General features: G+C 70.9%; 12 protein-coding genes. All 12 read left to right on the forward strand.

Annotation, left to right across the window (positions count from 1 at the left end):
- The first annotated feature begins 147 nt into the window (after window positions 1-147).
- The 12 genes from AB0I23_RS16315 to AB0I23_RS16370 all read left to right on the forward strand — a co-directional run bounded on the left by AB0I23_RS16315 (window position 148) and on the right by AB0I23_RS16370 (window position 13,083).
- Entirely contained in the window at window positions 148-2,211 is a 2,064-nt protein-coding gene (locus AB0I23_RS16315) for a tetratricopeptide repeat protein (RefSeq protein ID WP_359109841.1), read from the forward strand.
- Window positions 2,212-2,355: 144 nt separating this feature from the next.
- Complete coding sequence (ald, locus tag AB0I23_RS16320) at window positions 2,356-3,471, forward strand: alanine dehydrogenase (RefSeq protein ID WP_359109958.1); 1,116 nt, start codon at window positions 2,356-2,358, stop codon at window positions 3,469-3,471.
- Between the two features lie 367 nt (window positions 3,472-3,838).
- Window positions 3,839-4,954, forward strand: coding sequence for a ParA family protein (locus AB0I23_RS16325; protein ID WP_359109842.1), 1,116 nt, complete (start codon window positions 3,839-3,841; stop codon window positions 4,952-4,954).
- The gene (locus AB0I23_RS16330; RefSeq protein WP_359109960.1) at window positions 4,951-5,556 is read left to right on the forward strand and encodes a hypothetical protein; all 606 of its coding nucleotides are present in this window, start codon (window positions 4,951-4,953) and stop codon (window positions 5,554-5,556) included. The genes AB0I23_RS16325 and AB0I23_RS16330 overlap by 4 nt, the downstream gene beginning before the upstream one ends.
- Window positions 5,557-5,700: 144 nt before the next feature.
- A complete protein-coding gene (locus tag AB0I23_RS16335; RefSeq protein WP_359109843.1) occupies window positions 5,701-6,873 on the forward strand; it encodes a segregation/condensation protein A in 1,173 nt (390 codons plus the stop codon).
- Window positions 6,870-7,526, forward strand: a complete 657-nt coding sequence (gene scpB / locus AB0I23_RS16340) for an SMC-Scp complex subunit ScpB (RefSeq protein ID WP_359109844.1) — start codon at window positions 6,870-6,872, stop codon at window positions 7,524-7,526. Before AB0I23_RS16335 ends, scpB begins: the two co-directional genes overlap by 4 nt.
- Window positions 7,526-8,644, forward strand: coding sequence for a pseudouridine synthase (locus AB0I23_RS16345; protein WP_359109845.1), 1,119 nt, complete (start codon window positions 7,526-7,528; stop codon window positions 8,642-8,644). The genes scpB and AB0I23_RS16345 overlap by 1 nt, the downstream gene beginning before the upstream one ends.
- Before the next feature lie 140 nt (window positions 8,645-8,784).
- Window positions 8,785-9,438 (forward strand): nicotinamide riboside transporter PnuC, encoded by a 654-nt coding sequence (gene pnuC, locus AB0I23_RS16350; protein WP_359109846.1) that lies wholly within the window; start codon window positions 8,785-8,787, stop codon window positions 9,436-9,438.
- A complete protein-coding gene (locus AB0I23_RS16355) occupies window positions 9,435-10,514 on the forward strand; it encodes an AAA family ATPase (protein ID WP_359109847.1) in 1,080 nt (359 codons plus the stop codon). Before pnuC ends, AB0I23_RS16355 begins: the two co-directional genes overlap by 4 nt.
- On the forward strand, window positions 10,511-11,242 hold the full coding sequence (locus AB0I23_RS16360) for an NUDIX hydrolase (protein ID WP_359109848.1): 732 nt from the start codon (window positions 10,511-10,513) through the stop codon (window positions 11,240-11,242). Before AB0I23_RS16355 ends, AB0I23_RS16360 begins: the two co-directional genes overlap by 4 nt.
- Window positions 11,239-12,261, forward strand: a complete 1,023-nt coding sequence (locus AB0I23_RS16365) for an ADP-ribosylglycohydrolase family protein (RefSeq protein WP_359109849.1) — start codon at window positions 11,239-11,241, stop codon at window positions 12,259-12,261. Before AB0I23_RS16360 ends, AB0I23_RS16365 begins: the two co-directional genes overlap by 4 nt.
- A gap of 3 nt (window positions 12,262-12,264) precedes the next feature.
- Window positions 12,265-13,083, forward strand: coding sequence for a nucleotidyltransferase domain-containing protein (locus tag AB0I23_RS16370; protein WP_359109850.1), 819 nt, complete (start codon window positions 12,265-12,267; stop codon window positions 13,081-13,083).
- Window positions 13,084-13,097 lie beyond the last annotated feature (14 nt).

Below are 13,097 nucleotides of genomic sequence, written 5' to 3' on the forward strand. Positions count from 1 at the left end.
AAGTCTTCCGATCGGACGAGCTGCTGATCCGATCGGGGGACGCCTCCGCCGCGCTCCACCCTGAGGGCGCAGACGCCTGAACTACGCTCGGAACGCCCTGACCGGAGTCCCGGCGGGCACCGCGTGCAGGGAAGTGGAGCGTGGCCCGTGACGGATCAGGCGGTGGACACCAGCGGCCCGGCGGCGGCAGCGGGTACCGAGGAGCCGTCGGGCGCCGCACCACCCCGATTCTTCGGCCGCGAACGCGAGTTGAAGGCGCTGAGGGCCGATATCGAACGGGCCGGGCTGGACACCCTGGCCGGCCGCAAGACCGCCCGTGCCCGGGTCCTGCTGATCGCCGGACGCCCCGGTTCCGGACGCACCGCACTCGCCGAGGAACTCGCCCGCGGGCTCATGGACTCCGGCGACTACCCCGACGGGCTGCTCCGGGTCCGGCTCGCCGAACCCGGCGGCGCCCCCGTCCCCACCGAACGCACCGCACGCGAACTCCTCGACCAACTGGGCGTCACCGGCCCGCCCGGCGCGGACGGTGACGAACTGTCCGAGATGGTCCGCGATGCCCTCGCCGCACGGAGAGTCCTGTTGCTGCTCGACGACGCGACCGACGCCGAGCAGGTCGACCCGCTGCTGCCGGACAACCCGGACTGCCTCGTTGTCGCCACCGCGCAGGGCCCGCTGACCGGCATTCCCGGCGTCCGGCCCTGCACCGTCGGCGGTCTCGACGCGGGCTCCGCCGTCCAGCTGCTGTCCCGCACCATCGGCCAGGTCAGGATCACTGTCGACCCGCGGACCGCCGAGACCCTCGCCGAGGTGTGCGGCGGGCAGCCGGCCGCCCTGGTCATGATCGGCGGCTGGCTCGCCACCCATCCGATGGCATCGGTCGCCGACGTCACCAAGCGGCTGCACGAGCTGCCGGACGACGACGAGCAGTCCACCGGTGCCCGCCCGCTGGCCCGTGCCTTCCGGCTGGTCCACGAGTCCCTGCCGTCGACCGCCGCCCGGATACTGCGCCTGCTCGCGCTCGCCCCGGCCGGACTCGCCGACGCCCACACCGCCTCCGCGCTGGCCGGCTGCTCGGTCTCGGCCGCCCAGTCGACCCTTGAGGACTTCGTCCTGCTGGGCCTGCTGCGGACCAATGGCGCGGAGCTGTCGCAGTACGAGGTGCCCGGCTGCCTCGTCCCGCTGCTGCGCGCCCTGCTGGCGGACCGGGACCGGCCGGCCGAGATCCAGCTGGCCCGGGCCCGGATGCTGGAGCGGACCGTACGGCAGCTGCAGTTCTGCCGGGTGGTCACCGAACCGGAGGGCTCCCCGGCCGGCAAGAAGCTCGCCGGGCTGCCGCGCTCGCTGCGCTTCCCGCATCCCGAAGCGGCCGCCGCCTGGCTGCGGATCCGTCGGCCCGCTCTGCTCGCCTCTGCCCGGATCGCCGTCGAGGACGGTGAACTCGACACCCTGGCACGGCGGTTGGTGGCCGCGCTGGTGCGGGCGCTGGCCGTGCACCAGGGAACGGAGGCCGCCGCCCCCGATCTGTACGGGCTGCACGGACTGGTCCTGGCCGTCGCCGAGCGGCGCGAGCTGCCCCGTGAGCAGGCTGCCGCGCTGCTCAATCTCGCCGATCTGGATGCCAGGACCGGGCGTACGAAGGAGGCGCTGACCCGATACCGGGCCGCGCTGGACGCCGGGCGGGCGGCGAAGGATCCGTACGCGACCGGCAGGGCGATGGAATCCGTGGGCGGCGCCTACGCCGAGCTGGGGGACTTCCACCGGGCCTCCGACTGGTTCGGCCGGGCGCTCGCGCAGCGGCTCACCCAGGGCGAGCGCGCCGACGAGGCGCGGTTGTACGGGCGGCTCGGTGCCGTCCACACCTACGCCGGGCGGTACGGCGAGGCGCTGCGGAACTGGCGGGCCGCGGCGGCCGGGTACCGCAGGCTCGGCGACCTGCCCGCCCAGGCGCGGGCGCTCAGCGAGGCCGCGCGGGTGCAGGAGTACGCGGGGCGGCCCCAGGAGTCGCTGCAGACCTGCCAGGAGGCCGTGGAATGGGCGCGGCAGGCCAAGGACGTACGCCTGCAGGCGGCGCTGGAGCTCCGACTGGCCGACACCCTCGAACGGCTCGGAGACCCCGCTGCGGCCCGGCTGCACCGCGGTATGGCGGACAGACTGCTGAGCGAGAAGGGCTCTACCTACGAAATCCGCAGTACGTCGGCAGAAAATTAATGCTTTGTAAGGCTAGACAGCAGGAAGCCCTTCATTAGACTGGCTCTACCCGCGGACCTCCGTGGTGTCTCCATTTACACTAAGTGTGTCCGGGTATGTATCGCCATGCCCGAGTAACCCTCTGAGTCAAGGACCGTGATCGACGTGAAGGTCGGCATCCCCCGCGAAGTCAAGAACAACGAATTCCGCGTGGCCATCACGCCCGCCGGTGTGCATGAGCTCGTCCGCAACGGCCACCAGGTCGTCGTCGAGCAGAACGCCGGCGCCGGGTCCTCGATCACGGACGAGGAGTACGCCGCCGCCGGGGCGCAGATCCTGCCCACCGCCGACGAGGTCTGGGCCACCGCCGACCTGCTGCTGAAGGTCAAGGAGCCGGTTGCCGAGGAGTACCACCGCCTCCGCAAGGACCAGACGCTCTTCACCTACCTGCACCTCGCCGCCTCCCGCGAGTGCACGGACGCGCTGCTGGAGTCCGGCACCACCGCCATCGCGTACGAGACCGTCGAGACCGCGAACCGCGCGCTCCCGCTACTCGCCCCGATGTCCGAGGTCGCAGGCCGGCTGGCCCCCCAGGTCGGCGCCTACCACCTGATGCGCTCGGTCGGCGGCCGCGGCGTGCTGCCGGGCGGCGTCCCGGGCACGGCCCCCGGTGAGGCCGTCGTCATCGGCGGCGGTGTCTCCGGCTGGAACGCCACGCAGATCGCCGTCGGTCTCGGCTTCCATGTCACGCTGCTCGACAGGGACATCAACAAGCTGCGCGAGGCCGACAAGGTCTTCGGTACCAAGGTCAAGACCGTCGTCTCCAACGCCTTCGAGCTGGAGAAGGCCGTCGTCGAGGCCGACCTGGTCATCGGCGCCGTGCTGATCCCCGGCGCGAAGGCCCCGAAGCTGGTCACCAACGAGCTCGTCGCCAAGATGAAGCCCGGAAGTGTACTTGTCGACATTGCAATCGATCAGGGTGGTTGCTTCGAGGACTCGCACCCGACGACGCACGCCGACCCGACCTTCACGGTCCACAACTCGGTCTTCTACTGCGTCGCCAACATGCCTGGCGCGGTGCCGAACACCTCCACGTACGCGCTGACCAACGCGACGCTGCCGTACATCCTGGAGCTCGCCAACCGAGGCTGGGTCGAGGCGCTGCGCCGCGACGCCGCGCTCGCCAAGGGCCTCAACACCCATGAGGGCCAGGTTGTTTACCGCGAGGTGGCGGAGGCGCACGGTCTGGAGCACGTCGAGCTGAGCACGCTTCTCGGCTGACGGGTCAACGCATCCCGTCAACCCTGCACGTCCGGCCGGACCTTGCCGAGCAAGGTCCGGCCGGACGTGTGTCGGCCCCCGTGAGGCCTTCGCGTAACTCGCGTCGAATGTAACTCTTTACCCGTTTCGTGCAGTTGTGAAATGTGCGCCGGAGTGACTGTGCACCCTTGACAGGGGGTGTTCGATTGCCGACACATCGGGCCGGGTCCGGCGGATTGTGTTGCTGCGAACCGGTGACACGCCATAGAGTCGCCAATCGTCGGCATGGTGTCACGCTGACCTATCGATAAGTTTCCTGGTCAGGTCCAAGGAGGTAAGACGACTTGTGAATGAGTCGACATTTACTCCCGGGGGTGTTCAACCAGGGATGCCTGCACGGGGCCAGAGCCCGATCGGGCTGGAGGCTGTCGGCTCCGTCGCTGTCCGCACCTTCGCCACCCACCAGCACATGACAGCCCCCCAGATGATGGACGGCCTACACGTGAACGCCATGGCCGGCAACGAGAGTGGCCGAGAGACCGCCCACTTCGCCGACTTCGACGAGGTGCCCCAGGGGCACTTCTACGACCCCGACGCCGAGTACGAGCCCGATCCGGAGTACGCGGCCACCCTCGCGCCCGACGCTGCCCGCCAGCGCCGCGAGCGGATCGGTCCGACCGGCCGGCCCCTGCCCTACTTCCCGATCCCGGGTCCGCTGACCGATCACGGTCCCGCGAAGATCATCGCGATGTGCAACCAGAAGGGCGGCGTCGGCAAGACCACGTCGACCATCAACCTCGGTGCCGCGCTCGCGGAGTACGGGCGCCGTGTCCTGCTCGTCGACTTCGACCCGCAGGGAGCCCTGTCCGTCGGTCTCGGCGTCAACCCGATGGAGCTCGACCTCACGGTCTACAACCTGCTCATGGAGCGGGGCATGTCGGCCGACGAGGTCCTCCTGAAGACCGCCGTGCCCAACATGGACCTGCTGCCGAGCAACATCGACCTGTCGGCTGCCGAAGTGCAGCTGGTCAGCGAGGTGGCCCGGGAGTCCACGCTGCAGCGCGCCCTGAAGCCGCTGATGGCCGACTACGACTACATCGTGATCGACTGTCAGCCCTCGCTGGGCCTGCTCACGGTGAACGCCCTGACGGCCGCCCACAAGGTGATAGTGCCGCTCGAGTGCGAGTTCTTCGCGCTGCGCGGCGTGGCGCTGCTCACCGAGACCATCGAGAAGGTCCAGGAGCGGCTCAACCCGGAGCTGGAGCTCGACGGCATCCTCGCGACCATGTACGACTCCCGTACGGTGCACAGCCGCGAGGTCCTCGCGCGTGTTGTCGAGGCCTTCGACGAGCACGTCTACCACACGGTGATCGGGCGCACGGTGCGTTTCCCGGAGACCACGGTCGCCGGTGAGCCCATCACCACGTACGCCTCCAACTCGGTCGGTGCCGCCGCTTATCGCCAGCTCGCCAGGGAGGTGCTCGCCCGGTGTCACGCCGAGTGAGTCTGCCCGGGGCCGACGAACTGTTCCGTACCACCGGGGGGATGGGGCTGCAGTCCTCGTCCCCCGCGGACCGGCGGCGCAAGGCGAACGGCGAGGCGCGGGTGCCGGCTCCGGCCGGTGAGAACGAGACTGCGGCGGACGGCTCCGGACCGACCGGGGGAGCGGCCGAGGCCGGTGCCGTGCCCTCCCAGGAGGAGCACGCGTCGGCGGAGGCCGACGCGGGGGATTCCCGCAGCCGCGGCAACGACAGCGACCGGGTGGCCGTGGCCGCGCAGGCGGGCCGCCGCCCCTCGGCCTCCTCCCCTTCCGCCGCCGCGCAGCAGGAGGCCGTTCCGGCCGTTCAGCAGCAGCGCAGGCGTGGAGGCGGGCGCGGAGCGAACCGACGGCCCAGCGGCCGGGAACGCCACGACGAGAAGATCACCGTCTATGTCTCCGCCGAGGAACTGATGGACCTCGAGCACGCGCGGCTCGTGCTGCGCGGTGAGCACGGGCTCGCCGTCGACCGCGGGCGGATCGTCCGTGAGGCGGTCGCGGTGGTCCTCGCGGACCTGGAGGCGCGGGGCGACGCGAGCATCCTCGTACGGCGGCTGCGCGGCCGCTGACCGGCGGGGCGCCGGTAGCCTGCCCGGAGAGGCGCGCTGCCCGGCGGGCGGACCGTACCGTAGCGGCCACCGCCGACCGGCGGTCCGGCCCGTCCTGAACGGGCTGCCGCCCGCCGCCCCTATCCCGCCGCACCCTGGACCTCGATGCCGACGAACGACGAGCCCGCCCGCACCCCCCGGCGCCCACTGGGGCGCGGTCCGGGGGGCCGGCCTGCGCCGGGTGCGGAGGAGCCGTCCGCGACCGGAGCGCCGGGGGAGGCGGGCGCCCCGGTCGTGCCGCCCGCCGCGCCCCTCCCTGTCACCGGGACCGCGGAGTCCTCGGTGGTCACACCTGGCGATGTGACGGCGGCGGAAAGTGACGGGGCAGGCGCGGCGGACGGGTACGGCACCGGGCCCGCGGACGTCGTTGGCCCCGCTGCCGCCGTAGCACCCGCCGGGCCTGTAGAGCCTGCAGAGCCCGTAGAACCCGCGGGGCCGGAGCTGCCAGAGCCTGCTGGGCCGGCGGCGGAACCCACGTCCGACGGGCGGTTCACCGTTCGGCTCGCCAACTTCGAGGGGCCGTTCGACCTTCTTCTGCAACTCATCTCCAAGCACAAGCTCGATGTGACCGAAGTCGCTCTCTCCAAGGTCACGGACGAGTTCATGGCCCACATCCGGGCCATGGGACCGGACTGGGATCTCGACCAGACCACCGAGTTCCTCGTCGTCGCCGCGACCCTGCTCGATCTCAAGGCGGCGCGTCTGCTGCCCGCCGCCGAGGTCGAGGACGAGGCGGATCTCGCGCTGCTCGAAGCGCGCGACCTGCTCTTCGCGCGGCTCCTGCAGTACCGCGCGTACAAACGCATCGCGGAGATCTTCAGCGCCCGCCTGGAGTCGGAGGGACGGCGTTTCCCGCGGACCGTCGGGCTGGAGCCGCACCATGCCGAGCTGCTGCCCGAGGTGGTGATCAGTATCGGCGCCGAGGGGTTCGCCGGGCTCGCCGTGAAGGCGATGCAGCCCAAGCCCAAGCCGCAGGTGTACGTCGATCACATCCACGCCCCGCTGGTGAGTGTGCGGGAGCAGGCCGAGATCGTGGTGGCGCGGCTGCGGGAGGCGGGGGAGATCAGTTTCCGGCAGCTCACCGAGGACACCGCGGACACCCTCACCGTCGTCGCCCGGTTCCTCGCGCTGCTGGAGCTGTACCGCGAGAAGGCCGTCACCCTCGACCAGGAGGAGGCGCTCGGCGAGCTCATGGTGCGCTGGGCCGGGGGAGCCGATGCCGCACCGAGGGTGACGGACGAGTTCGACCAGGATGTACAGGAGGACGCAGAGGCATGAGTGAGCGCAGCGAGCAGGACGGCACCGGCGCCACCGTCGCGGATCTCGATCTCAAGCCCGCACTGGAGGCGGTCCTGATGGTCGTCGACGAGCCCGCCACCGAGGAACACCTGGCCAAGGTGTTGCAGCGGCCCCGGCGGGCCGTCGCCGATGCGCTGCGGGAGCTGGCCGACGAGTACACCGTGCAGCGCCGCGGTTTCGATCTCCGGCTGGTCGCGGGCGGCTGGCGCTTCTACACGCGCCCGGAGTACGCGGAGGCCGTCGAGGGCTTTGTGCTGGACGGCCAGCAGGCCCGGCTCACCCAGGCGGCTCTGGAGACCCTGGCAGTGGTCGCGTACCGGCAGCCGGTCAGCCGCTCACGCGTCTCCGCGGTGCGCGGTGTGAACTGTGACGGCGTGATGCGGACCCTCCTGCAGAGGGGCCTGGTCGAGGAGGCGGGCGCGGAACCCGAAACAGGTGCGATCCTGTACAGGACGACGAACTACTTTCTGGAGCGGATGGGCCTGCGCGGCCTGGATGAGCTCCCGGAGCTCGCGCCCTTCCTCCCCGAGGCGGACGCGATCGAGGCTGAGACGCTAGAGGGTGTGCCGTCGTTCGATCCGGACGCACCGGACACCCCGGATACTCACGCAGACGACAAGACGGAATTTTGATGCGAAGCAGTGGCAGGAACAGCGGAAGCGGCAGCGGCAAGAGCGGCGGCAACCGGAACCCCCGGGGTGGCGGCGCCGGGCGTGACGACCGGCAGGACCAGCGTCCCCGTCGGCCCCGGCCCGAGGAGCGCCGCTACGACGTGGGCGGCACGACCGGTGCCGGCGAGAAGAGCGGCGAAGGCCCCCGCAAGGGCCGCGGAGCCGCCGCGCGCGGTGGCGCCAAGGGCGGGCCGAAGACCGCGCAGGGCGGCGGCAGGAGCGGCGGGGCGCGGCGTGGTCCGCAGGGCGCCCCGTCCCGTCCGCGCGAGCTCGACGCCAAGATCGAGCAGCGCAACCGGGACAGGTACGCGAACAAGCCCGACGTCAAGACGCCCAAGACGTTCCCGGGCGCCGAGCAGGAGGGTGAGCGCCTGCAGAAGGTCCTCGCCCGCGCCGGCATGGGCTCGCGCCGCGCGTGCGAGGAGCTGATCGAGCAGTCCCGTGTCGAGGTCAACGGGCAGATCGTCGTCGAGCAGGGCATGCGCGTCGATGTGCACAAGGACGAGATCAAGGTCGACGGTCTGACCGTCGCCGCCCAGTCGTATCTCTTCTTCGCGCTGAACAAGCCCGCCGGTGTCGTCTCCTCGATGGAGGACCCGGACGGCCGCCAGTGCCTGGGCGACTACGTCACCAACCGTGAGACGCGTCTCTTCCACGTCGGCCGGCTGGACACCGAGACCGAGGGCATCATCCTGCTCACCAACCACGGCGAGCTGGCCCACCGTCTCACCCACCCCAAGTACGGCGTGAAGAAGACCTACCTGGCAGCCATCCAGGGACCGCTCCCGCGTGAGCTGGGCAAGCGCCTCAAGGACGGCATCCAGCTGGAGGACGGTTTCGCCCGCGCCGACCACTTCCGGGTCGTCGAGAACACCGGCAAGAACTACCTGGTCGAGGTGACCCTCCACGAGGGCCGCAAGCACATCGTCCGCCGGATGCTGTCCGAGGCGGGCTTCCCGGTCGAGCGGCTCGTACGGACGTCCTTCGGACCGATCCCGCTGGGCGACCAGAAGTCCGGCTGGCTCCGCCGCCTCACCAACACCGAGGTGGGCATGCTGATGCGGGAGGTCGGTCTCTAGGGGCCCCTTCGCCCGCAGCACCGTCCGCTCTCAGGCCCGCGGCCGTTTCCTGACTTCGATTTTCGAACAGGAATCGGTCGCGGGCCTTTTGCTGTCGCTGCTGCACCTTTATAGTCAAGGTGACTATTAAGGAGGCGGGTGTGAGTCTCGCGGACATCCTCGATCCCCTGCAGCAACCCCTGGAGACGGTCCTGGACACCCCGGTCAGCTGGACCGAGGTCCTCGGCTTCGGCAGTGGAGCGCTGTGCGTCTGGCTCGTGGCCCGCCAGCACCTCGCCAACTGGCCGATCGGCATCGCCAACAACGTCTTCTTCATCCTGCTGTTCACCCAGTCCGGTCTGTACGCCGACGCCGGCCTGCAGATCGTCTTCATCACCCTTGCCGTGTACGGCTGGTGGACCTGGACCCACGGGGGTGGACCGGGCTCGTCCGCCCTGCCGGTGCGCAGTACCACGCGCACCGAATGGGCCTGGCTGTGCGCGGCAGGGGCGACGGGGACCCTCGTCCTGACCGTTCTGCTCGACCGTGCCACCGACTCGACCGTGCCGTTCTGGGACGCCCTGACGACCGCGCTGTCGCTGGCGGCGACGTACGGGCAGTGCCGGAAGCTGGTCGAGTCGTGGTGGCTGTGGATCGCCGCCGACGTGGTGTACATCCCGCTCTACGCGTACAAGGAGCTCTATCCGACCTCCCTGCTGTACGTCGGGTTCCTGACGCTGTGTCTGGCCGGGCTGCGCAACTGGAAACTTGATCTTGCCGTGCGGCAGCCGGAGTCGGCACAGGTGGTCCGATGAAGCGGTTCGCGCACGGGCTCGTGCTCGGCAAGTTCTATCCGCCGCACACCGGCCATCACCACCTCGTCCGCACCGCCCAGGACCGCTGCGAGCGGCTGACCGTCCTGGTCTGCGCCGCCTCCGTCGAGTCCGTCCCGCTCGCCGATCGCGTCGCCTGGATGCGGGAGGTGCATCCGGACGTACGGGTCGTCGGCGCCGTCGACGACACCCGGATGGATCTCCACGACCCGGCGATCTGGGACGCCCACATGGCTGTCTTCACCGAGGCCGTCCCGGAACCGGTCGACGCCGTCTTCAGCTCGGAGTCGTACGGGGACGAACTGGCCCGCCGCTTCGGCGCCGAATCCGTCTGCGTCGACCCCGACCGGACGGTCTTCCCGGTCTCCGGCACCGCCGTCCGCAAGGACCCGGTCGGCTGCTGGGACTTCCTCGAACCGCCCGTACGGGCCGCGCTCGCCCGCCGGATCGTCGTCCTCGGCGCCGAGTCCACCGGAACCACCACGATGGCCCGCGCCCTCGCCGACCACTACCGGCGGCGCGGCGGCGTCTGGGCACAGACCCGGTACGTCGCCGAGTACGGGCGGGAGTTCAGTGAACAGAAGCTGGCCGCTCTGCGCGCCCGGTGGCCCCAGGCGCAGTGGGAGGACGTCGCCTTCACCACCGACGACTTCCCGGTGATCGCCGAGGCGCAGAACGCCAAGGAGGAGGAGGCCGCCCGGACCGGGTCCCCGGTGCTCATCTGCGACACCGACTCCTTCGCCACCACCGTCTGGCACGAGCGATACGTGGGCGGCCGTAACCCGCTCGTCGAGGAGACCGCCGACCGGGTCGCCCACCACCTGTGGCTGCTCACCGATCATGAGGGCGTCGCCTTCGAGGACGACGGGCTGCGCGACGGCGAGGAGCTGCGGCCCTGGATGACCGACCGGTTCCGGGCCGAACTCACCCGGACCGGACGGGCGTTCGTCGAGCTGACCGGGACGCATGAGCAGCGCCTCGATACCGCGCTCACCGCTGTCGACGCCGTGCTCGCCGCAGGCTGGAACTTCGCGGCACCCCTTCCGGAGCGACGATGAGCACCGCCCCGGAGGGCTACGACCCGCATGCCTTCGAGCCGTTCGCCGTCACCGTCGACCTCGCGGTCTTCACGGTCCGCGGCGGACGGCTGCACGTCCTGCTCGTCGAACGCGGCGAGGACCCGTACAAGGGGCACTGGGCGCTGCCCGGTGGCTTCGTCCTGCCCCGTGAGTCCGCCGAGTCCGCGGCCCGTCGGGAGCTCGCCGAGGAGACCGGGCTGACCGAGTCCACCGTCTCCGCCCTCCACCTGGAACAGCTGCGCACCTACAGCGATCCGGACCGCGACCCCAGGATGCGGGTCGTCTCCGTGGCGTACGCCGCGCTCGTCCCCGACCTGCCGGAGCCGCGCGGCGGCGGGGACGCGGCCCATGCCCGCTGGTGGGACGCCGGAGCACTCGGCGCGCTCGCCTTCGACCACGACCGCATCCTCGCCGACGCACACGACAGGATCGGCGCCAAACTCGAATACACGTGTCTTGCCACCGCCTTCTGCCCGTCGGAGTTCACCCTGGGCGAGCTCCAGCAGGTGTACGAGACCGTCTGGGGCGTCGAGCTCGACCGACCCAACTTCCGGCGCAAGGTCCTCACCACGCCCGGCTTCGTCCAGGCCGTGGAGGGATCGCCGCGCCGCACCGGCGGGCGGGGGAAACCGGCCGCCCTGTACCGGGCGGGTGCCGCCACCGCCCTGCACCCTCCACTGCTGCGACCGGAAGGAAGAAGCACATGATCGTGACCAGGACCATCACCAAAGGCGCTGCCACCGGCGCGCTGACCGGGCTCGCGCTCGGTGACGCGCTGGGCTTCCCGACCGAGTTCAACAACGTGCCGTCGATCCTCGCCAAGTGCGGACCGTGGCGGCAGATGCGGCTTCCGCGTCCCGCGATCGTCTCCGACGACACCCAGATGACGCTGGCCCTCGCTCGGGGCATCCGCACCGCCATGGACCGCGGACTGCTCACCGCGCCGCGGCTGACCCGGCCGGTACGCGAGGAGTTCGTCGAGTGGTACCACTCACCGGACAACAACCGCGCCCCCGGCCGCACCTGCATGACCGCCTGCCGGCTGCTCGACAGTGACCGGCTCTGGCAGGAGGCCAGCCAGACCGGCTCCAAGGGCTGTGGCGCCAATATGCGGGTGGCGCCGGTCGGACTCGTGCCCGGGCTCAGCGAGGAACAGCGCTCCGGCGCGGCGCAGTTGCAGGCCGCCCTCACGCACGGACATCCCACGGCGCTCGCCGCCTCCGACCTGATGGCGCGCGCGGTGTACCTGCTGGCGCAGGGCGCGGAGCCGGCGGGGCTGATCGGGCAACTGCGCTCGTACGCGTACGAGAACAGCAACCGTTACCTCGCACGCTGGCTCGGCGACCTGTGGCGGTACGCGGGCGACGACTCCGGCGAGAGCTACATCCGGCGCGGCTGGGACGAGTGCCTGACCGCACTGGCCCGGGTGCAGGACGCCCTGCGCGACCCGTCACCGGAGGACGACCCGTGCGAGACGACCGGTGACGGCTGGATCGCGGAGGACGCCCTCGCCACAGCCCTGCACTGCTTCCTGCTGTTCCCCGACGAACCGGTCACCGCCCTGCGCCGGGCCGCCTGCACGCGCGGCGACTCCGACTCGATCGGCTGCCTGACCGGAGCGCTGGCCGGGGCACATCTGGGGGCCGCGGCCTGGCCCAAGGAGTGGTCGGAGCGGATCGAGTACCGCAGCGATCTGCTGTCGCTGGGGGCGCTCTGGGACTCTTGATCCATGCGCACGAGAACGATGCACCTGCACGGGGCCGGGCTGCCGGTCACGGACTTCGGCCCGGTACTGGCCGAGGAACCCGGACCGCTGCTGTTCGCCACGGTCTCCGGGGCGCATCTGTACGGGTTTCCGTCCCGGGACTCGGATGTGGACCTGCGGGGGGTCCACCTCCTGCCGGCGGAGGATCTCGTCGGGCTGCGTGAGCCGGAGGAGACACGTTCGCGGATGTGGGACCGGGACGGGGTCGAGATGGATCTCGTCACGCACGACCTGCGGAAGTTCGTCCGGCTGATGCTGAAGCCGAACGGATATGTGCTGGAGCAGCTGCTCTCGCCGCTGGTGGTGCACACGAGTGAGCTGCATGCGGAACTGATGGAGCTTGCGCCCCGGGTGGTGACCCGCAACCATGCCCACCACTACCGGGGGTTCGCGAACGCGCAGTGGCGGCTGTACGAGAGCACCCGTGAACTGAAGCCGCTGCTCTACACGTTCCGGGCGCTGCTGACCGGTATCCATCTGATGCGCAGCGGCGAGGTACGGGCGCACCTGCCGGCCCTGCTGGGGGAGGTGGCGGCGCCGGGGTATCTGCCGGAGCTGATCGCGGCCAAGGCGGAGGCGGAGCACGGGGGCGCCGAGAGTGTGGACGGCGCGGTGGTGTCCGGCGACGTGGAGAGGTTGCACCGAGTGCTCGACGAGGCGCAGGAGGAGTCGGGGCTGCCGGAGGCGGCCGGGCGTGCGGGGTTCGACGGGCTGCATCAGCTCGTGGTGCGTGCGCGGTTGACCGGAGGTGGGGCGCTGTCCTCAGTCGCCGGACGGGTGTGAGGGGAGCTCGTCCG

Source organism: Streptomyces atratus, assembly GCF_040655115.1.
GTDB lineage: Bacteria > Actinomycetota > Actinomycetes > Streptomycetales > Streptomycetaceae > Streptomyces > Streptomyces atratus_D.